22 protein-coding genes and 1 tRNA gene are annotated in these 18605 nt (G+C 62.5%); 10 read left to right on the plus strand and 13 right to left on the minus strand.

All coding sequences use genetic code 11. The features are described 5' to 3' along the window. Positions 1-37: 37 nt before the first annotated feature. Positions 38-925 carry an RNA polymerase factor sigma-32 gene (locus tag C0456_RS13860; protein ID WP_291053209.1) on the plus strand — a complete coding sequence of 296 codons (888 nt, stop codon included), beginning with the start codon at positions 38-40 and terminating at the stop codon, positions 923-925. A gap of 4 nt (positions 926-929) precedes the next feature. On the opposite strand, the gene C0456_RS13865 is transcribed toward C0456_RS13860, so the two are convergent. Beyond that, positions 930-1721 carry a thermonuclease family protein gene (locus C0456_RS13865; RefSeq protein ID WP_291053211.1) on the minus strand — a complete coding sequence of 264 codons (792 nt, stop codon included), beginning with the start codon at positions 1719-1721 and terminating at the stop codon, positions 930-932. Positions 1722-1830: 109 nt separating this feature from the next. On the opposite strand from C0456_RS13865, the gene C0456_RS13870 reads away from it, so the two are divergent. The 5 genes from C0456_RS13870 to C0456_RS13890 all read left to right on the plus strand — a co-directional run bounded on the left by C0456_RS13870 (position 1831) and on the right by C0456_RS13890 (position 6133). After that, entirely contained in the window at positions 1831-3123 is a 1293-nt protein-coding gene (locus C0456_RS13870) for a cystathionine gamma-synthase family protein (protein ID WP_291053214.1), read from the plus strand. Positions 3124-3351: 228 nt separating this feature from the next. Continuing rightward, positions 3352-4464, plus strand: a complete 1113-nt coding sequence (locus tag C0456_RS13875) for a tyrosine-type recombinase/integrase (protein ID WP_291053217.1) — start codon at positions 3352-3354, stop codon at positions 4462-4464. 56 nt (positions 4465-4520) lie between these two features. Continuing rightward, positions 4521-4760 (plus strand): helix-turn-helix domain-containing protein, encoded by a 240-nt coding sequence (locus C0456_RS13880; RefSeq protein WP_291053220.1) that lies wholly within the window; start codon positions 4521-4523, stop codon positions 4758-4760. Between the two features lie 96 nt (positions 4761-4856). Beyond that, complete coding sequence (locus C0456_RS13885) at positions 4857-5666, plus strand: hypothetical protein (RefSeq protein ID WP_291053222.1); 810 nt, start codon at positions 4857-4859, stop codon at positions 5664-5666. A gap of 140 nt (positions 5667-5806) precedes the next feature. Continuing rightward, positions 5807-6133, plus strand: a complete 327-nt coding sequence (locus C0456_RS13890; RefSeq protein ID WP_291053225.1) for a hypothetical protein — start codon at positions 5807-5809, stop codon at positions 6131-6133. Between the two features lie 423 nt (positions 6134-6556). Here the strand turns inward: C0456_RS13890 and C0456_RS13895 are convergent, their stop codons facing one another. The 8 genes from C0456_RS13895 to C0456_RS13930 form a co-directional block, all read right to left on the minus strand. After that, positions 6557-7108 carry a hypothetical protein gene (locus C0456_RS13895; RefSeq protein ID WP_291053228.1) on the minus strand — a complete coding sequence of 184 codons (552 nt, stop codon included), beginning with the start codon at positions 7106-7108 and terminating at the stop codon, positions 6557-6559. A 104-nt stretch (positions 7109-7212) separates the two neighbouring features. Continuing rightward, complete coding sequence (locus C0456_RS13900; RefSeq protein ID WP_291053230.1) at positions 7213-7593, minus strand: hypothetical protein; 381 nt, start codon at positions 7591-7593, stop codon at positions 7213-7215. Positions 7594-7689: 96 nt separating this feature from the next. Further along, positions 7690-8220 carry a hypothetical protein gene (locus C0456_RS13905; protein ID WP_291053232.1) on the minus strand — a complete coding sequence of 177 codons (531 nt, stop codon included), beginning with the start codon at positions 8218-8220 and terminating at the stop codon, positions 7690-7692. Then, a complete protein-coding gene (locus C0456_RS13910) occupies positions 8213-8749 on the minus strand; it encodes a hypothetical protein (RefSeq protein ID WP_291053234.1) in 537 nt (178 codons plus the stop codon). Before C0456_RS13910 ends, C0456_RS13905 begins: the two co-directional genes overlap by 8 nt. A gap of 355 nt (positions 8750-9104) precedes the next feature. Further along, positions 9105-11261 carry a VapE domain-containing protein gene (locus tag C0456_RS13915; RefSeq protein ID WP_291053237.1) on the minus strand — a complete coding sequence of 719 codons (2157 nt, stop codon included), beginning with the start codon at positions 11259-11261 and terminating at the stop codon, positions 9105-9107. Beyond that, positions 11258-11644, minus strand: coding sequence for a helix-turn-helix domain-containing protein (locus C0456_RS13920; protein ID WP_291053240.1), 387 nt, complete (start codon positions 11642-11644; stop codon positions 11258-11260). Before C0456_RS13920 ends, C0456_RS13915 begins: the two co-directional genes overlap by 4 nt. A gap of 135 nt (positions 11645-11779) precedes the next feature. Further along, positions 11780-12013, minus strand: coding sequence for a hypothetical protein (locus tag C0456_RS13925; RefSeq protein WP_291053241.1), 234 nt, complete (start codon positions 12011-12013; stop codon positions 11780-11782). An 87-nt stretch (positions 12014-12100) separates the two neighbouring features. After that, positions 12101-12475 carry a hypothetical protein gene (locus C0456_RS13930; protein WP_291053243.1) on the minus strand — a complete coding sequence of 125 codons (375 nt, stop codon included), beginning with the start codon at positions 12473-12475 and terminating at the stop codon, positions 12101-12103. Between the two features lie 171 nt (positions 12476-12646). Between C0456_RS13930 and C0456_RS13935 the strand changes: the two genes are divergently transcribed. Continuing rightward, positions 12647-12988, plus strand: coding sequence for a hypothetical protein (locus C0456_RS13935; RefSeq protein ID WP_291053246.1), 342 nt, complete (start codon positions 12647-12649; stop codon positions 12986-12988). Between the two features lie 3 nt (positions 12989-12991). Here C0456_RS13935 and C0456_RS13940 read toward each other — a convergent pair whose 3' ends face one another. After that, positions 12992-13474 (minus strand): hypothetical protein, encoded by a 483-nt coding sequence (locus C0456_RS13940; protein WP_291053249.1) that lies wholly within the window; start codon positions 13472-13474, stop codon positions 12992-12994. A 73-nt stretch (positions 13475-13547) separates the two neighbouring features. Here C0456_RS13940 and C0456_RS13945 point away from each other — a divergent pair, with 73 nt between their 5' ends. After that, positions 13548-13778, plus strand: coding sequence for a helix-turn-helix transcriptional regulator (locus C0456_RS13945; protein WP_291053251.1), 231 nt, complete (start codon positions 13548-13550; stop codon positions 13776-13778). A gap of 31 nt (positions 13779-13809) precedes the next feature. Here the strand turns inward: C0456_RS13945 and C0456_RS20945 are convergent, their stop codons facing one another. The 3 genes from C0456_RS20945 to C0456_RS13950 are packed head-to-tail and all read right to left on the minus strand — an operon-like array spanning position 13810 to position 17149. After that, positions 13810-14289 (minus strand): Mov34/MPN/PAD-1 family protein, encoded by a 480-nt coding sequence (locus C0456_RS20945; protein ID WP_367179279.1) that lies wholly within the window; start codon positions 14287-14289, stop codon positions 13810-13812. After that, entirely contained in the window at positions 14280-15914 is a 1635-nt protein-coding gene (locus tag C0456_RS20950) for a ThiF family adenylyltransferase (protein ID WP_367179280.1), read from the minus strand. The genes C0456_RS20945 and C0456_RS20950 overlap by 10 nt, the downstream gene beginning before the upstream one ends. Continuing rightward, positions 15911-17149, minus strand: coding sequence for a CBASS cGAMP synthase (locus tag C0456_RS13950; protein ID WP_291053254.1), 1239 nt, complete (start codon positions 17147-17149; stop codon positions 15911-15913). The genes C0456_RS20950 and C0456_RS13950 overlap by 4 nt, the downstream gene beginning before the upstream one ends. A gap of 62 nt (positions 17150-17211) precedes the next feature. Between C0456_RS13950 and C0456_RS13955 the strand changes: the two genes are divergently transcribed. Both C0456_RS13955 and C0456_RS13960 read left to right on the plus strand, forming a co-directional pair. Beyond that, positions 17212-18012 carry a hypothetical protein gene (locus tag C0456_RS13955; protein WP_291053257.1) on the plus strand — a complete coding sequence of 267 codons (801 nt, stop codon included), beginning with the start codon at positions 17212-17214 and terminating at the stop codon, positions 18010-18012. A gap of 116 nt (positions 18013-18128) precedes the next feature. Beyond that, positions 18129-18205 (plus strand) — tRNA-Arg (locus C0456_RS13960). Positions 18206-18605 lie beyond the last annotated feature (400 nt).

An 18605-nucleotide genomic window follows, 5' to 3' on the forward strand; every position in this document is an offset into this window, starting at 1 on the left:
ACCGACAGAGGCATATCCGGCCTGCAGGAGGTTTCCCGTGCCAAATGCATATTCAGCGACGAACCCGGCGGATCGTCAGTTCGTGAAGACGGCGATGAAGGCGCCGCTGCTTGATCCGGCGCATGAGGCGTCGCTCGCTCGGCGCTGGCGGGAAGGGGAGGATGAGGCCGCGCTGCATGAGCTGACCACGGCCTATATGCGCCTCGTCATCTCCATGGCCGCGAAGTTCCGCCATTACGGCCTGCCGATGGCGGACCTTGTGTCGGAAGGCAATGTTGGCCTGATGCAGGCAGCCGCCCGGTTTGAGCCCGAGCGCGAGGTGCGCTTCTCCACCTATGCCAGCTGGTGGATCCGGTCTTCCATTCAGGACTATGTGCTGCGCAACTGGTCCATCGTCCGCACCGGGACGACCTCTGCGCAGAAGTCCCTGTTCTTCAATCTGCGCCGGTTGCGGGCACGTATCTCCGATCTGGGCGACGGGACGATGACCGCCGAGAACCGGCAATGGGTGGCCACTCATCTGGGCGTGCCGCTTCGGGATGTGGAGACAATGTCCGCCCGGCTTTCGGGATCGGACCGCTCTCTCAATGCGCCGCTGACGATGGACGGGGACGCCGAATGGCAGGACATGATCGCCGATGAAAGTCTGCCCCCGGAAGAGGCCGTCATGCGCAGCCGCGACACGGAACGCCGGCATGGCTGGATCGAGGCGGCCATGAAGACGCTGACCCCGCGCGAGACCCATATCATCACCCGCCGGCGTCTCTCCGATGAGCCCATGACGCTGGAGGCGCTGGGCGAGGAGATCGGCGTTTCCAAGGAGCGCGTGCGGCAGATCGAGCATGCTGCCCTTCTGAAACTCAAGCGCGCGCTGGAAGAGATCGCGGGCGACCCGGAAACCGCAGGCCTCGTTCCCGACGCCTGACCCGTCAGGGCGCCTCCAATATCTCCACATTCAGCGGATGAGTGATCTCCATACGGAGATTGCGCACATAGCCCCTGGCGCGGATCCGCGTGTCCGGGTCCATCTGGCAGAGCGCGGCGGCGGCGCTCTCGATCTCCAGCACCAGCAGGGAGCGTTCCAGCAGCACGTCGCAGGACACCCCCCGGAAGTCTGAGCCCTGCATGCCGCTGGTGACCGCTTCCACCACCTGGAAGCCCTGGAATGTATCGGGCAAGGCGTCTGCCTCAGTGATGGCCCAGAGGCGCCCTTTCCAGAGTCCGGCTTTCTCCTCGCGCGCGGCCACCTCCAGGGGCAGGAGCAGATCATTTGCGGCCGCCGTATCCGGATAGACCCGCACCCGCGCAGCGCCGCGCTTCACCATTTCCGCATTCAGCCAGTATTTCGGGCCCAGCGTATCTGTCGTGACGACATGGGCGAGCGCGCGGTCATACCGGTCGCGCGTGAGGCCGCCATAGCGCAGCTCTACTTCCCGGCCGAGGGCCATGTCTTCCAGAGCCCGTTTGGACTCTTCAAAGCCTGCCTCGCCCTCGCGGCCCCGGCTGGGTCCGGCGGGCGCCTCGATGCCGATGAGGCGGACGCTCTGCCCGGTCGACAGCACCAGCGCGTCGCCATCGATTACCCGCACGACCCGGCCTCGCTCGCCCACCGCCAGACCTTCGAGGGGATCAGACGGCGCGCGGCCGCAAGCCGCCACGATCAGCGCGGCGGCGAAGATCACGAATTTGCGGATCGGCGCCCGGCGCCCTGCCTCGTCCATCGCGCAACTATCACCCGGCAGGCAGGCGGGAGGCAAGTGACTTCGCCTTGCTAAGGCAGTCTTTTGGCCGGTAAGCTTTCCCTTACGATAAGTATACGGGAGGACCCCCATGTCAAAACCCCTGAAGTCCTATCGCAAGCGGGAAATCGCGGGCCATACGCTGAGCCCGGAATCGCTGGTGATGGGGTTTGGCTATGATCCCTTCATGTCTGAAGGTTCGATCAAGCCGCCGATCTTCATGACCTCGACCTTCGCCTTCAAATCCGCCCGGGATGGGGAGGCGCTGTTCCGCCGGCTCGCCGGGCGCTGGGAAGAGGGGGATCCGGAGGAGGCCGATCTCATCTACACCCGCTTCAACAACCCCAATATGGAAGTGCTGGAGGACCGGCTGACCCTCTATGATGGCGGGGAGGCGGCGCTGTCCTTTTCCTCCGGCATGTCGGCCATCACCACGGCGCTGTTTGCCTGCGCTGAGCCGGGAACCACGATCCTGCATTCCAGCCCGCTTTACGGCGCTTCGGAAGTCTTTGTGCGGAGTTTCATGCCGGGCTGGGGCGTGCAATCGGCAGAGTTTGATGCCTGGTCGACGCAGGAGCAGATCCTGGCGGCGGCGCGGGAGGCTGCAGGCCGCCATGGCCCGGTCTCGGTGATCTTCACCGAGTCTCCGGCCAACCCCACCAATGCGCTTGTGGACATTGCCGCCTGCGCCCGCGTGGCGGATATCCTCCAAGCGGAGACCGGCCGCCGCCCGATCCTGATGTGCGACAATACCATGATGGGGCCGATCGGGCACAAGCCGCTGAAGCATGGGGCCGATCTCGCGCTCTATTCGCTGACGAAATATGTCGGCGGGCATTCCGATCTCATCGCCGGCGGGATTGTCGGCAATGAGGAGATGCTGACGAAGATCCGCCGTATGCGGAACTATCTTGGCACGATGCTGGACGCCCATACCTGCTGGCTGCTGACGCGGTCTCTGGAGACGGTGCAGCTGCGGATGGAGCGGGCCTTCACCAATGCCCGGATTTGCGCCGAATATCTGAAGGGTCATGCGAAGGTCTCCCAGGTGATGTATCCGGGCTTCCTGGAGGCGGGCGACCCCCAGAAGCGGGTGTTCGATGAGCAGTGCGAGGCCGCCGGGGCGACCTTTTCCTTCGATGTGAAGGGCGGCAAGGCGGCGGCCTTCCGGCTTCTGGACAATCTGAAGCTGATCAAGCTGGCGGTGAGCCTGGGCGGCACGGAGAGCCTGATGTGCCATCCCGGCTCGACCACGCATTCGGCGGTGCCTGCCGATGTGCGCGCCCGGATCGGCTTTACCGACGGCCTCATCCGCTTTTCCGTGGGGATCGAGGCCCCGGATGACCTTCTGGCAGACCTGAAACAGGCGCTGGAGCATGCGTGACCCGCGCTTTTCCGCTTCAACGCGCCCGCATTTTCGGATAGAGGAGGCATCGGCTGGTCCCGTAGCTCAGCAGGATAGAGCGACAGATTCCTAAGTGCCGTATACGGACTATATGATGCCTTGCCGAGCCGCTTTAGCGGTTCGCAAGCCCTTGTTTTATCGCCATCTTACCGTCTGGAGCCGTGCGGGGCCGTTTCTGCCGCATGGCCTGAGATAGGGTCTGGAGAGATGGCAGAGAAGTTCACGCAGGCGTCGGTCACCAGGTGGCTGAGGGAGGCCGAGCCGGGCCAGCAGTTCTACGACGCTGAGGCGAAGGGCCTCAGGCTCGTGATCGGTTCGACGGGCGGCTCGTACCGCCACGTCGGCCGGATCAACAGGCGTGGGGGAGGCTACGTCACCGTCAACGTCGGAAGGGCCGACGAGGTCACGCTCAGGGAGGCCAGGACGCGCTCGGCAGAGCTCCGGCTGGCGCTAAAGCGTGGCGAGGACCCAAGGAGGCCCGTGACCTCCGTGCCGAACGTGCAGGAGGCGCTCGAGCGTTACCTGCTGCGCGACGACCTGACCGAGCGCACCAAGGAGTTCTACCGCAAGAGCGTCGAGGGACCGCTGCGCCCGCTGAGGAGGGTGCCGATGGACGAGCTGGACAGGGAGGAGCTGCGGGCCCTCCACGAGAGGGTCACGAGGGAGTGCGGGCCCTACCGTGCCAACGGGGCCATGCGGACGCTTCGCGCCCTGCACAACGACGCCGCCCGCACCCACGACCTGCCGCCGAACCCCGTCACCAGGGCGGTCAGGTTCAACAGGGAGCAGAGGAGGGACGACGCGGTCCCGCCATCGGACATGCCGGAGCTGTGGAGGCGGCTGGACTCGGTCGACTGCCCGATCATGCGGAGGGCCTGGCTCACGCTGCTGCTGACCGGCCTCCGCTGCGGTGACGTGAAGCGGATGCGGTGGGAGCACATAGAGGATGGGGTGCTGTTCGTCCCGCACCCGAAGGGCGGGCGGCCCTTCCGCCTGCCGCTCTGCTCCCACCTGCTGTCCGAGTTGGAGGAGCTGCGCGAGCTCGGGGCGGAGTTCGTACTGCCCTCGCCGCGCGACCTGTCGAAGCCGCTGAGGGACGTCAAGCGCACGAAGACGTTCCCGTTCAACCCGCACGCCCTCCGTCACAACTACAGCACCCACGCGATGGAGGCGGGCGTCGACCACGCCACGCTGAAGCTGCTGCTGAACCACGCCAGTACCGACGTCACGTTCGGCTACGTGACCAGGGCCCACCTCACCGGCCACATGCGGGAGGCGGTAGAGACCGTGGCGGGGCGGCTGCTGTCCTACCGGGGCTGACCCTCGGTTCCGGTTCAGCGGGTTACGACGGCCCGGCACGGCATTACCCTCCGTGCATGGACGACGTGATCGAGAGACTTGAGCGCATCGAGCGGCTGCTTGCGGAGCAGGCGGCGCAGCCCCGTTACCTGGACACCCGGCAGGCGAGCGAGCTGACCGGCATCGCGACGGTTACGCTGGAGCGCTGGCGCGTCGACGGGGAGGGTCCGCCCTACGTGAAGCTGGGGCGGCTGGTGAAGTACCGCACCACGGACCTCCACGAGTTTATGGGTGCCCGCCTTTTTGGTTCAACGTAGTTGACTAACGATAAGGACTGCGCCTGCTCCATTTAGACGCAAAGGTTGCAAGCCAAGGAATATCTCTGTAGGCTTTTCTCGTTGTGGGAGGAGAAAATGCCGTCGGTTTCAGACATCGGAGGCCTGGCAGAGGCACTCTACTCTTCAGCGGGGATAGTGTTGCTTTCGGTGATTGTCGCCTCAAGTCACCTTAAGGTAGGCAATTTAATCGATTCATCATTTCAATTGGTCAATCGAGTCGCTTTTGGCGATTCCAAAATGGAAGAACTCCATCCCGTATATCGGCTTACGTTCTTGCTATTCCTGTTTTTGGTCTGGCCGCCGTTCTTTACAACGTTCGGGAACTTGATTCCGTTCACGTTGGTTTACTCGAATGAGTGGGCATTTTTTCAGTGGTCGGACATAAATCGCGTGGCCAAGTTGTCCTGCGCAATGTCAGAAGATTTTAGCCTCTTTCAAGTCAGTAGGCTGATTGCTTACTCTCAGGAGTCCTTGAACTACCCACTCAACGAAGTAGAGCATGTGGGGTTTGTCTACTTTGGCGTTGCGAAATCACTTACAGCCGTTCTTATATTGGCATCAGTCGTGTCTTTGCTCTCCCCGAGCAGCAGAAAATTCTCTCTGCGAGCGTTTCTTTTCAGTATCGCGGTCATCTTTGGCTTTGGCTATACTGGCTATCAGCTCACCTCCAACCATATAGAAAGCAAGGTACACCAAGTAACAAACACCCTTTACTCGAGTTTCGAAATCTCCGGCAGATTCGCTGAGTTTGAAGAAGAGTGTTTAGACGTGAGGGCCCAAGTGTACCACGAGAGTAGAGATCGTCTTTCCTCGGAGCTCCCTGTATCGTTTATGTTTGTTCGACCAGCGTTCGAAAGCATAGTCCCGATCCAAGATCAAAGTTAAGCAAACAAACCAAATGAAAACAGAACACCTTTCTTCGGTTTTGAAGCTAAGCGCCGACTTGGATAGTAGGCCGGTAAGAAGGCCTCAGCGTTGAGTAGCCAGACGGTAAATCTTCTGCTGCCAATGAAATGGAGAAAGCGTTGGCCATCGAAATGCTCGACCTGCAGCGCCGGATCGCTTCACTGGAGGAGGACCGGATCAACCACCTCGCCCTCATCAACGTGCTGGTCACGACGACCCAGCACCTGTGGTCGACGCTGATGCAGAAGGGCGTGATCGAGGACCCGGTCGCCTTCGTGGAGGCCTACCTCGACAACCCCAGCAGGGTGCGGACCTTCCCGGGCGTGGACCCGGCATACCTGGACGTCCTGAACCAGGTCTACGACCAACGCTTCATGTACTACCGCGCCATGCTGCACGCCGAGGCCGTCAGGGTACGGAAGATGCAGGACGAGGGACGTAGCTGAACGGATTGGCCGCCGGACCGGCGGAGCGGTCCTGTCCGGCGGCCCCGGCCCGTCGCCGGTCGGCGTCGGTCATCGCCGATGGGTGTTGGCGCCGTCCGCTAAGGAACGAACGGACGGCGCCTGACCTGCCCGGGTAAACATCCGAAACCCCGGGCGGGCCTTTCTCAGTTCGTGTCGCGCAGGGCGTCGCGGTTGTGGGCGACCGTCTCTGCGAGGTCGCAGGAGAGCGCGTAGAGCCGGGAGCCGATCGGGTCGCGGGCGCTGAGCACGAAGTCTCGTGCGGCCAGCTCGGCCTCGCCCTTGGCGATGCGCTCCTGGACGCGCTCCTCCAGCAGGGCGTTGCACTTCGCCAGCGTCTCTGCGGGGGCGCGGCGCCTGCGGCCTTCGAGAGAGTCTCGAGCTCGGCCAGTCGTTCGGTGGGGGTCATCGGTCGGTATCCTTCAGCTTGGGGAGCACGCGGCGCACTGAGGCGCCGAACGGGGTCTCGCGGTGGACGGGGACGCGGGCGGCGCCCATCGCCTCCATGAAGTGGCGGGCGCCGGACGCCATCGCCCAGCGGAGCGAGTGCTCGGTGGCCCGGACCACGGCGTTGAGGTCGGAGCCGGCGCGCTGCCGGGCGCGCTTCGCGTCCAGCATGGCCAGCGAGTACACGGAGTAGGCCTCGCCCAGGGCGGCGAGGGCGGCGTCGACGCCGTCGGCCGCAGCCAGCATGGCACGGTCGGCCTCCAGGGCCTCGCCGGTCAGCCTCGCGGCCTCCTCGGCGCGTGCGCGCTGGGCCAGGTCGGCCTGTCGGGCCTCCGCCAGCGTGATCGCCGGCGCGAGGTCGCGCACCTTCGCCTCCAGCTTGTCCCTGCGTGCCTGCAGGTGCCGGGCGTCGGCGTCGTCGGCCAGGGCCGCCGCGATTGCCGACTGCACCTCGGCCAGCTCGGCCTCGGCCGCGGCCAGGTTCCGCCTCAGCTTGTCTGTGTCCGCCATGTCGTCTCCTCCTCTGTCGTGCGTGCATGCGGGCGCGTCGGTCGGACGTTGACGCCGGTCGGCCGGGAAGCGGACCCCCGGAGCGGAAACGATGGCGCAGAGGCTCAGCGCCTCGACCAGGCAGCGGGTGCCCTGACGTGGTCCAGCCTGTCGAGCAGGTCGGCGACGAGCTGGCGGTCGATCCCCGGCCAGCCCTCGAAGTCGGCCGCGGCGTCGCTGATCATGGCCGTGTGCAGCTGGTCCAGCTGGAGGATGGTCGCCGGCACGGACCTCGCGGCCAAGACGGCAACGCAGGCCTCACGCCAGCCGTAGGGGAACGGCAGGCCGACGCAGTTGTAGAGGCTGAACAGGAGCCTCGCCTGGTTGGAGCGGGGCGTCCCCCTGGGGTCGAAGGCGCAGTCGGCCGCGGCCTCTCGGACGGCATCGACCGTGGAGGGCCTGGGTCGCTCGTTGTCGACCGTGGAGACGGGCTTGTCGGTTATCATCGTGGCATCGATGGCCTGGCGGATGGCCAGGGCACGCCCCCGGAGGACGCTTCCCCAGCCGTATCAGGGGGTTAGGCGGGGCAGGGCGACAGACCGTCAGTCGGCGGACAGCCCGTCGTCGTGCTGGCCGAGCAGCACCGCCAGGCGTTCCCGTCGCCTCGGGTCTCCCCTCGGCACAGCGGCCGCTGTGGCCCTCACGTCCTCCGGCCCCATCCCGATGGGCAGGGCGGCGTCGAACACCATCCCGCCTCCGGCGCAGAGCCGGTCGGACCGGAAGGGCATGTCGGTCTCCCAGCGTCCCCTGACGACCTCGACCGTGATCCAGTTCGTCGGCCCGAAGGCGGCGACCGGCGTGCGCGCCACGTGGTCCAGGAGCGTCCTCGGCGCACCCTGGGCGTGCAGGTCACGCACGGCACGCTCGCGGTCGACGTCGCGCAGCCAGGGAAGCACGTCGGCGATCCCGGCCAGCTCCGCCTCTAGGTCGGCCGCCGACACCGTCTGCACCCGGAACAGGGCGCACCTGCTGCGCGTCGGCCCGTCGTACAGGGCGAGCTCGTCGGGCGACAGGGGCACGGTGGCGGTGCCGTCGCGTTCCAGGACCAGCACCCGGCCCGTCGGCTCAGTCATCGGCGTCGATCTCCGCGATCAGCGCGTCCACGTCGACCGGGTCGGCGCTCAGCCGGGGCACGGTGTCGCCGGCGAAGTTCTGCTGCAGGTTCACCTGGACGCCCGGGGCGGCAGAGGCGACGGCCCTGCGCATGGAGGCCAGGTCCCTGAACGACAGGGTGGACACGTACACCGGCTCGAAGTCCTCGTCGACGACCGGGTTGCCCTCGGCGTCCAGGAGCGGGACCAGCTGGGTCCTCAGGTGGCTGACGATGTGGTCGTCGACGCCCGCCAGGATCGCCGCGGCCCTGTCCTCGGTCGCCTGCTTGACGGCCAGGTCCCAGTCGCGTGCGAACCGGGCGTCCCGGTTGCGCCTCGCGTACATCGTGCCCTTCGAGACGCCGAGCTGCTGGGCCGACCAGTTCACCTGGCCGCTGACCGACAGCAGGCGGAGGAAGCGCTCGTTGAGGTCTGCGGGGATCTGGACGGGCGAGGCGTACTGCGACTTGGGGGCGGGGTCGGCCTTCAGCCTTGGGAGGAGAGATGACATGTTGCGTTTTCCGGTCGAGGCGTGCGTGCCTCTTCGGTCAACAGAATGGCGTCCCGGCAAAGCGGTTCGAACCCTCGAGCTCAATGCCCAACGTGGCCTCTGACTTGGTACCCGTCGGGATCTCCCAGTCCTCTGCCGGTACGTAGACCTCGTAGACCTTGACGGTCCCAGAAGGTCTACGTGGAAAGGCGAGCGTTTCCAGTGCCTTGGGCTCCGATGTAGACCTTGTAGACCTTGTAGACCTTATTTCTATTAAGTCTGGTATCAGTGACCTAGGGTGGGTGCTGCGCACAGTGGTCACGCTCCCAGGGCTTTTATGAACCTAGGTCTTTTTGGTCTACGAGGTCTACAAGGTCTACGTGCCGACCTTTTTGTAGCCCGCCTTGATGACGTCTGCCCCGTCGATCCGGACCCTGACGGACTTCGAGTGCTCCCATCCTAGGGACTCCATGACCGAGCGAAGCCGCCTCTCGTGGTTCCGGTTCCTCTGCGAGACGTTGACCACGAGGTGCCCCAGCAGCTCGCGCGTCAGCACCCGGTGGGGGCTCGGCGCCTCCTCGCCCTCCAGCACGTCCTGCCTGTGTTCGAGGAACGCCAGGATCTCGTCTGCCCAGGGGTCCGCCGCCGTCTCATCGGCTTGGCGCTCTGCAGCCTCGCCCCACAGCTCCGGCGGGAGCGACCAGGCCTCGCCGGCCTTGAAGGCCGCGTCGGCCTCGGCCCAGAGCTGGTCGCGGTCGCGGCTGATGGCCTCCACGTCGACCTCGCCGGTCACGGTCAGCGGCCAGTAGCGGCGCGCCCCGGTCCCGTCCTGGAGGAAGCTGCCCTCGTTGCAGGTGCCCGCGAACACGGAGCGGCGCGGCACATCCTGGGTGACCTTGCCGTAGTGTGGTCGATAGCGGTCGACTGCGCGAGAGAGGAAGGCCTTCAGCGTGGAGCTCTCGGACCGGGAGAGGCCGTCGAGTTCGGCGAACTCGTGCAGCCACGTGCCCTCGAGGCCGATGGCGGCGTCCTTGTTCCGCAGGTCGTTCAGCTCGGCGTCGGAGAAGAAGGCGTCGCTGAACAGGACGCGCAGGCCGGTGGACTTGCCCGCGCCCTGGCGACCCTTCAGAACCGGCATCTCGTCGCGCTTGCAGCCGGGCCTCCTCGCCCTCGCCACCGCGCCGACCATGAAGGCCTGGCCCACGGCGCGCTCGTAGGCGCCGTCGGTGGTGCGGAAGTACGCCGGGAAGAGGCCGTCGATCCGGCGCACGCCGTCCCAGGTGAGCCCGTCCAGGTAGTCCGTCACCGGGTTGAACTTGTCCTTGTAGGCGATGGTCATCACGGCCTCGGAGACGTTCTCCCTCGACGGGCTGTAGGCGAGGTGGCCGAACTGGACGATTAGGAGTTCCCGTACGAGGCGCAGCGTGTCCTCTGTGACCTCGGTTCCGAAGGACGCGTCCCAAGCGGGCCGCTCGAACACTACGGACCGCTTGAACTCGTTGAGCCGCGGTCTCAGGCCGGACTCGGCGACGGCAGCGAAGGCGTTCTCGATCGTGTCGGCTGCCTTGCCGTGGGCGTTGATCTTCATGCGGTGCACCGGCCCGGCCGACGGGATGTCTGCCGCGAAGTCGTCGGCCGGGTCGCCCCGGACCGCACGCGCGACCACGGCCAGCGCATCGGCGTTGCCGTCGACCAGCCGCATCAGCGTCCCGACGCCGCGGCGGTGCTCGCGGTCGGAGCGGAGCGAGCGCCAGCGGCTCATCACGTCGCCGCGGTAGCCGGGGCCTGCGCTGCACCAGGCGTCGAAGATCCGGCCACACTCCTCGTCGCCGCCCGTCGCGTCGTGCACGGACATGAGCAAAGGCTCCCACTCAGCATTTGTTCCGTAGTCGCAGGGGTCCATCGCGTCCAGCATCTCCTGGAGCCGGTCGGCGTCGATGACTGCTGCGGCGGGGCGCTTGCTCGTCAGCGCCGACGTGGGGCGCGCGACCAGTTCCAGCAGGGCCTGCGGCGCGGCCGGTGGCGGTGAGGACAGGTCGTCGATGGACGCCCACTCGTAGGTCTGGCCGGTGTCCGGGTGCAGCGAGCCTGCGGCGACCACCTGTCGGCCGTACGACTTGAACTCCACGCCGGGGAACTCCGGCAGCTCGTTCACCGCGGCCACCGATTCCGGCTTGCACATGTAGACGTGGAGACCGCCGGAGCCCGTCCGCACGCAGGGGTATTGGTCCGGGTCGAGGCCGACCGCATCGCAAAGCTCGGCGAAGGTGTCGCGGCCCTCCGGCATGTTGCGGGGATCGACGTCGACGACCAGGTGGCAGGGCTTCAGGCGGACGCCGTAGTTATGGCCGCGGGCGACCATCTCGGCGACGACGGCGCGGTCGAACGGCCTGGTCACCCAGTCCTTGTCGATCGGGCTCTTGCCGACCTTCCTGGTCTTGCCCTTGTCCGTACGCGTTGCGTCCCAGCGGTGCAGCGGTATCAGGTCGAAGTCGTCGGTGTAGAGATCGCCTTGGAATGCAGGTTCGCTCATCGCGCGTCCCTCCAGGCGACCACGTCGTCGCGCCGGTAGAAGACGGCGGTCTTGCCGCGCTGGCCCTTCATCCTGACGAACGGTGGGCCCGCGCCGTAGCAGCGCAGGTTCTCCAGGTGCTTCGTCGAAAGGCGGGCGATCCGGGCGGCCTCGACGGTGTCGACCAGGTCAGCGTCCTCTGCGGGCTGTTCGGCCAGCCATGCCAGCACGTCACGGCGCCGGTAGGCGACCCTCCCGCCCTTCAGCCTCACGAACGGCGGGCCGCTGCCTGAGGACCGGTAGTTCTTGATCGTGTGCCTGGAGAGGCCCGCCAGCGCGGCGGCCTCTTCGGTCGAGAGCAGGGGTTCAGTTCCGCCCTCCTGCGGCGCATTCTGTTCCTGCATCATCCTTCTCCGGTGTGCATGATTGAACGGACTGGACCCGGCCGCCGCACGCGGCCGGGTCACTTTTCACGGTGTGCCGAGGGTGGTGCAGTGTAACCCCCTGAGCCTCGACGCCGCCCGGACCGCTGGCGGCTATCACCGACGGGTCTTCCGTATGCGGCCGTAACCGACGCGCGATGAATTCATGCTTGCCTGGGACATGAACTGGCTGGCGTGGTGGGCATTGCCGTTCGCCTTGTTCAGAAAGCTGCAGTAGCTCTGGACGGTCCCGAGGGTGAGGCCGGTGCGTTTGGCGATCTCCCGGTTATCGAGGCCGACCTTGCGGAGCTTCGCGACGCGGGCGACGCCGCCTGTTTCTTGGATGTTCATTGTGCTGATCCTTGTCGATGTTGGTGGGTGGTGAGAAGTCCTCCCCGGCGCGGAGCATCGCCGGGGAGGACCAGTGACAGCTCTGGTTCACTCCTCGTCGGGGACCCAGCCGATGCTGAACGTGATGTCCTCGTCTCTGGGGGGCAGGGGCTCGTCACCGGGAAGCATGAGGTCGATCGACAGCCTGCCCCCTGGTGGGAGGTCGCTTGGCGAGTTGGTCATCATCGCGAGCGTGATGCGGCGGCGGACCTCCGGCCTGTTCATCCGCGCCTCGTGTGCGGGGTCGTTGCTGGTAATCCTGCCGGTCCCGGATGCCATGCCGAGGCCCGTGTAGATCTCCCAGGTGATGCTCTCGAAGCCACCGTCGTCCTTGAGGAGCACCGGCGACCCGAGCACGTCCGTCAGGGGGTGGAGCTTGGGTGCCCTGGTCCGGGCAAACGCGACGATCTCGTCGGGCGACATTTCTTTCAGGTCAGTATGCATTGAAGTGTACCTTATTCACGGATGCTCAACCGTTCGAACCACATGGTCTCGCAGGGCACCCGAGGAAGCAGTTGCATCCAGCGTGCCAGACGCACCACTACGCACCAACATAACCGATGCGCATCAACAAAATGGAGTGAAAACAGGGACATGGCGGAAGACAGACTCGTGCGGCTCACCATCGGGCTCCCCTCAGACGTGCATCTGGCGCTCGAGGAGATGTCCGAGGAGCTGTCCCGTCCCATCGCGGACCTGGTCCGGGATGCCATTCTGGAACACCTGGCATCGGACCGGTGGACCGGAATCGGCGAAACGGCGGAGGCGCTGCTCAGGAACGGCCTGACCAACGAGGAGGTCCTGGCGGAGGTGCGGCGGCGGTTCCCGAAGGCAAACACCTCGGCGGCCAGCGTCGCCTGGTACAGGTCCAACCTGAGGAAGAGGGACGATGCCGTGCCTACGGACGCGCAGGCCAGGCGCAATCGCGAACGGTGATGTTCAGCCGCTGGTGGGCATCATCCCGATCAGTCCACCGATCAGCGATCCGATCTCCGTGTGCCGATACCCGGCATACCTGTCTGATGACGCTGGCGACCGGCTCGGCGTAAGCGCGAACTTGTCGGCCTGCTCGACAGAGACCGACGGCACGGCCTGCATCGGCATCAGCCAGCCGACCTCCATCGTCAACGTCTCCGGGTCCAGCACGACCATCGCCAGGGCTAGCCTGGGCGTCGGATTGAATGTTGCCTTGCGCACGTCGAACTGCACCGTGCGCCTCTCGGCGCCGAGGGATGCGCGCCATGACTTCACCTGCAAGCCGAGGCATCCGTGGGTCAGCCGGTCCATCACGACCAGGTCCACGCCGTGGTCGTCGGAAGCGGGCAGGAATGGGGAGAGCCTCCCGCCGGATGCGCTCATTACCGCGCAAGCCAGGAAGTACTCTGCGATCTTGCCGGACTGGCCGGTGCTCAGGGCGTCCATGCCGGTATCCTGAAATGGGATAATCCGGATTCGGGATTAGGCCGGTTCGTGTTCCAAGGCAACAGGACGCGGATTGGCCAACTCGCTCGCAGACGCCCGCTACAGGCGGATCATCGACAGGCTGCGCGAGGCGCGGCTTGCGGCGAGCCTCACGCAGGCCGAACTGGCTGAAAAGCTAGGGCGGCCGCAGTCGTTCGTCGCGAAGGTGGAGGGATATGAGCGGCGGCTCGACATTTTGGAGTTTGTGCAACTTGCCGCCAGTATCGATGTTGAAGCTTCCGAACTGCTAGATCCTGACGGCTGAAAAATCGTCAAAACATTGCCGAGGATTGCACTCAACTGGAATGACTCAATTCAAAAAGGGTCGCAGAATTGTCTGCTCCAATTGGGCAGAGCGGAAATACCGTTAGCTTCAACGGATCAACCAACCAAACTGCATGAGAGTTAGCACCGCTGATTATATAAGCCATTGAAACAGAGCGTCGTCGAACTTGGGTCCGCCAAGTAGTTTCGTCGATGCTAGAGGGATAAGGAGTGCCGTTCGGGTGGCTATGCCATTCTCCGACCCAGTCCAACGTTTCCCTGCTACCCTTCCATTTCCGAGTCGCGTCTCTTTGATGCCGGGGATCTTTCCTGAAAAACCGGACAGGAGATGCAACATCCATTGGGAGCGGTCCCGTCAAATCCACAACGTGAAGATCGTTTCCCTTTCGATACCCAAGAAGCAAGCCCCCTGCTTCATTTGGACGATTCGATTTTGACCGATCGGTGATTCCATCTAAAACGGATTGCTCTATTAAGACGCTCACTGACATTCTGGGCAATGTTCATGAACAGTTGGAGTTGTTGGAGCAATCTGTCGTCCCCGGTCAGGGTCGAGAGTCAACGTACGTAGAGTGCTGCGGTTTCTACCTTGAGCCCAGTCGTGGATATGTTGAGCAGACAGCGATGCCGCTGCCGAAGATGCATATGGTCCATAGGGCAAGAAGGCGCCATCACCGCACCCTCCATCGACGGGGTCGTCCTCGGTACGCACATCAAGTTTGGGATCGTGCCTCCAACTTTGGCTTCGATCCGGGCGAAGGCAACGATAGCACGCGTAGCCTGAGCCCAAATTCGCGAAGGACTGAGCGGCAATTCCATATCCAAACAGATGTACGTGAAACAACACAGGTGGGTGTTTGACTCCTCTTCGCTCTATCGAGAAGCGGTTTAGCTGGGACGCAACATTCTCCACGCCGGTTGCGTCGACCACTAGGTCACATCTGCTTAGAGCAGCGAGGTGATCCGCTACCGTTCCAACCACTGCCTTAGTTGAGATTTGTGGATGAAACTTAGCCAGCTCAGCAGCGACGGCTTCCGATTTCCATTGGCCAACATATTCGAAGCCTAGCGCGTGCCTACCTATGTTTCCGGCAGTCAGCAAATCGGGGTCAATTAGTGAAAGTGACTTTTTATGTCCTGCGCCAAGTTGTGCCAGTAGCTTCGCCAAATGCCCTCCAATAGCTCCGCACCCGACCAAGCAAACGTTCCGCTCTGACAAAGTTGCGGAGCCAACTGGCAACGAACGCGTCACTACCGAACCTAAATCTGCCGGGCTCACCTGAAACCTCTCAATCTCTATTTTTTCACTTTCTGACTTAACCCGCGCCGAAAAGAAGTTTGCACGAGGTCCCTTTATGGCTGCGAGGAGTGCCGGGGTGTGAAGATCAACGCCATAAAGGCCATTGCTCGCAGATATTACAATTCCACCTGAGTCTTTCATCGCTTGAATGCAGGTTCTTTCCACACCCGCATCAGCCCCAAGTGACGACAGCCATTTGAATAGATCACTCAGGCGACTAGGCACCAAAACTTCACCTGCCGGTTGGGCGGGCCCCGGAAGTTCAACTACCGTGTACTGTTTTTTGAGTGAAGCGTATCCTTGTGGCAGATCAGCTTGGCTTGAAGCCAGAAGTGAGTTTGGCCCTCTTCCTAGTACATTCCGCCTATACGCAGTAAGGCGCGTACCTTGTCGGAGGGGCGAAATCAAACATACTGACGGGCCTCCCCAGTAAGCGGCGTACTCTCTAGCGGCCTCTTCAGCACCCCGCCCCTTAGCAGAACTCAGTAGGGCTTTCACACAATCGGCTAGCACGCGTAAGATTGCGGCACCTGGGAACGCTGGATCGAGGCTATAATGACCTTGCAATCCGTAACAGATGCCGGTTTCTCGCCTTTGATGAGCAATCACATCCCAAGGGAGTTGATGACGGTTCTGTAAGTGTACTCGCGGCAGCTGTATAAAGTCTAAGTCTGGGACCTCAACCACAACATCAATCGTGTGGTGCCCAACCACCAGCGTTCCTACAAATCTGCGCGGATCTAATTTATCAGGAATAAATCCACGAACGCTCAAAGTCGTCCGGATCTGCCAAAGGGCATCCGTTCGATTAATCATCCAGAGATGCTGCTACCTACGTTGGGCTGCGGAACAGTAACGGGTTTCGTGTCTCTCAGAACTGCCACTCTTGATGCGACACCAATTTGCACCGACTCTGGAGCGTCAGGAAACCGATCACCAAACGCCGAGCGCAGGTGCTTGACAGTTAGCTCAGCCACACCGTTCCGAACGAGCGCACTCTCGACAAAGTGCCGGAATGCCTCTGCCTTGGCGGCGATTTCATCTCTTACCTCCAACGACCAATTCTGGTCCAGGCAGGGTTTGTCGTCGCGCCAACGGATTGATCCTTGTCGGATCATTTGGGGCAGGCGCCTTGCAACCTCCAATACAAGCAAGTCATCACGATCATCAGAGGGCCGTTTCTCCAAATCGAAGAACGCAGAAACGCAGAGAATCATCAGCGCCATCGATTTGAGTTCACCATCGACCCAGGAATTGTCGCGCCAAGCCTTCAGATATCTGATGATGCGCCGGAGGGAGGGACCATAAAGGTCCAACTGCTCGACAAACCAGTCGGAGAATTGCTTCGGATCTGATGGCTCCCAATCTTTCTCTCGATGCGCAAGAAGAATCTTGGCCGCTTCAATTTGGCGTCCGAGCGCGCTTGCCGTTACCAAATCGAATCCACGCCAATCTTCCTGCTGCGGATCGAGTTGTTCGTCTAGAAGATCTCGGACTCGCTCAAACTCTTTTGCTTCGACAGCATACACTGGCAAATCCACGTGAGCGCCTTTGCCAATAAGGACTCTGACACAAGTGTCTTTGCGCTCAAATTTCCAGCCGTTGCTTGCGACGACGTCAGCGATCGCTGTCTCCAGCAGATCGAAAAGTCCCTTGGATGAAACTGCAGGTTTGCCACCGACGAACGGCATTGGGACATATACCCCGTCGTCGAGATCGATCTCCTGCTCCGGCTTGGCGGGGCGCACAAGCAACTGGTAAGCAAAAGATCCCTGAGTTAGGAACCTCACCGTGGTTAGCGGGTACTTATCCATTGCGTCCCGAAACGCATGGCCGCGCCCTTCAAAAAGCAACTGCCGTACTCTTTCGGACTTAATGACCTGAGAGTATCTCGCAAACTGCGCTCGAATAGCATCCCGAAGCTTTTTCCGAGCTGAGCGCAGCATGACGTCTTCCACGTCTCCTGCGGCGATGGTGATCTTCTTATGAAAGCTGGGCTCTCGCTTGAGGCCATGAAACAGCGCATTTGCATTCACAAGCGTATCGGCCACTTGAAGTCTCCTAGTAAAAATCCCACCTAAGTTCGTGTTTTGTTCGAAGGATTTCAAGTCCCATGATACAACTTTTGAGTCCTAGAACGGTTATAGTGATTCTATCGGGAGTGGTACTTTCAGGTTCCTTCGGACTGAACTGGCTCGTGGATATTGCAAACCAAAACCCCCAAAGCCCTGCTGAGCATTGGCGCTCAGTTGGCTTGATTACCTCGGGCATTGTTGGACTTTGTTTTTGGTCGCCGTTTTGGCGCTTGATGTGGCGAACGCCTGTATTGGGACGGTATCTTGAGCGCAAGTTCGCTCCAGACCTGAATGGGTTCTGGCTCGTAAAAATCCAGAGCAACTTTCCTACTCTCAAGGCTCTTACGGAGGATGCGGCTTCGAAGCGTGCCGCGGACCCCAAGAAATCACTCGAACCAAGTACTCATGTATTTGTCGGTTGCTTGAGACAGGGATGGCTTGATTCCGGGCTTGAACTTTATGGGCATGATGAATCGGTGCTGGATACTTCTGACACGGTTCTCTTCGAATTTCGAAAGAGCGATGTAAAACACAAGTGCAGCATTTTCTGGATCTACAAGCAGAAGAACAAAACGGTCGGCGCCTTGGACGTGGGCGTGTTCGAAGGTAGCGCCATGATGTCTATAGATCACTCGGGACAGATATCTGGTACAACTTGGAACAACAGAAACTGGATGAAAGGCATGAACACGGCAGGGCCGATCACCATGACCAAAATTGAGTCTTCGCCACTGTTTGGAGAACTCAGCCCTGAGAAATGTGCGGAGCGGGCAAAGGCTCTATTGGCGCCTCATAACGCGCGCCACGATAGACCATCAGAGCCAAAACCGTCTGCGTGACAGGCGCGCCACCCTCTGGTATCCGGGCGTGGCGGAGGTCCGTTTCATGGCCTGACGATGGCCCGGAGCGGCCATCCAGGCCGGAGGGTCGGCCCAACGCCTTGAAAACATTGAGTGGTCCCGTAGCTCAGCAGGATAGAGCGACAGATTCCTAATCTGTAGGTCGTGCGTTCGAATCGCGCCGGGATCACCATTTTCTTATTGCTCGGAGCTGTTGCTGAGCCTTGCAGGCTCAGCCCGTTCGCGGGGAAATCGCAGTGCGATTTCTGATCCCGCTCACTGCCTTCGCCTTGCTCGCGAGGGCATCAGGTCTTGAGCGTTTCCCCTCTCCCGCTTGCGGGAGAGGGGTAGGGGTGAGGGGGCCAGTTCTCCTTTGAGCGCGGCGTTGTGGCTTGAGCGTTGAGGCCCTCACCCCCTGCTCAGGGCGTTTGCAGTGCAAACGCTTTTCCCTTCGCAGCCTCTCCCATTGCATGGGAGAGGGGAGTAGAATCGGCTGTATCCGGACTGGCAGGGCCATCCGGGGTCGGAGCAGTTCTTGTGGCTCACAATGTGGAGCCTGCGCGGCGGGCGCCGCGGCGCCCGGATAGAAAAGG

The sequence above is a fragment of the Hyphomonas sp. genome (assembly GCF_013823385.1).
Classification (GTDB): domain Bacteria; phylum Pseudomonadota; class Alphaproteobacteria; order Caulobacterales; family Hyphomonadaceae; genus Hyphomonas.

What these genes read in the sequence shown, in the direction of transcription:
- C0456_RS13865 (WP_291053211.1), bottom strand. Translation starts at nt 1,721, where the DNA reads ATGGACGAGGCAGGGCGCCGGGCGCCGATCCGCAAATTCGTGATCTTC.
- C0456_RS13870 (WP_291053214.1), top strand. Translation starts at nt 1,831, where the DNA reads ATGTCAAAACCCCTGAAGTCCTATCGCAAGCGGGAAATCGCGGGCCAT.
- C0456_RS13875 (WP_291053217.1), top strand. Translation starts at nt 3,352, where the DNA reads ATGGCAGAGAAGTTCACGCAGGCGTCGGTCACCAGGTGGCTGAGGGAG.
- C0456_RS13880 (WP_291053220.1), top strand. Translation starts at nt 4,521, where the DNA reads ATGGACGACGTGATCGAGAGACTTGAGCGCATCGAGCGGCTGCTTGCG.
- C0456_RS13885 (WP_291053222.1), top strand. Translation starts at nt 4,857, where the DNA reads ATGCCGTCGGTTTCAGACATCGGAGGCCTGGCAGAGGCACTCTACTCT.
- C0456_RS13895 (WP_291053228.1), bottom strand. Translation starts at nt 7,108, where the DNA reads ATGGCGGACACAGACAAGCTGAGGCGGAACCTGGCCGCGGCCGAGGCC.
- C0456_RS13900 (WP_291053230.1), bottom strand. Translation starts at nt 7,593, where the DNA reads ATGATAACCGACAAGCCCGTCTCCACGGTCGACAACGAGCGACCCAGG.
- C0456_RS13905 (WP_291053232.1), bottom strand. Translation starts at nt 8,220, where the DNA reads ATGACTGAGCCGACGGGCCGGGTGCTGGTCCTGGAACGCGACGGCACC.
- C0456_RS13910 (WP_291053234.1), bottom strand. Translation starts at nt 8,749, where the DNA reads ATGTCATCTCTCCTCCCAAGGCTGAAGGCCGACCCCGCCCCCAAGTCG.
- C0456_RS13915 (WP_291053237.1), bottom strand. Translation starts at nt 11,261, where the DNA reads ATGAGCGAACCTGCATTCCAAGGCGATCTCTACACCGACGACTTCGAC.
- C0456_RS13920 (WP_291053240.1), bottom strand. Translation starts at nt 11,644, where the DNA reads ATGCAGGAACAGAATGCGCCGCAGGAGGGCGGAACTGAACCCCTGCTC.
- C0456_RS13925 (WP_291053241.1), bottom strand. Translation starts at nt 12,013, where the DNA reads ATGAACATCCAAGAAACAGGCGGCGTCGCCCGCGTCGCGAAGCTCCGC.
- C0456_RS13930 (WP_291053243.1), bottom strand. Translation starts at nt 12,475, where the DNA reads ATGTCGCCCGACGAGATCGTCGCGTTTGCCCGGACCAGGGCACCCAAG.
- C0456_RS13935 (WP_291053246.1), top strand. Translation starts at nt 12,647, where the DNA reads ATGGCGGAAGACAGACTCGTGCGGCTCACCATCGGGCTCCCCTCAGAC.
- C0456_RS13940 (WP_291053249.1), bottom strand. Translation starts at nt 13,474, where the DNA reads ATGGACGCCCTGAGCACCGGCCAGTCCGGCAAGATCGCAGAGTACTTC.
- C0456_RS20945 (WP_367179279.1), bottom strand. Translation starts at nt 14,289, where the DNA reads ATGTCAGTGAGCGTCTTAATAGAGCAATCCGTTTTAGATGGAATCACC.
- C0456_RS20950 (WP_367179280.1), bottom strand. Translation starts at nt 15,914, where the DNA reads ATGATTAATCGAACGGATGCCCTTTGGCAGATCCGGACGACTTTGAGC.
- C0456_RS13955 (WP_291053257.1), top strand. Translation starts at nt 17,212, where the DNA reads ATGATACAACTTTTGAGTCCTAGAACGGTTATAGTGATTCTATCGGGA.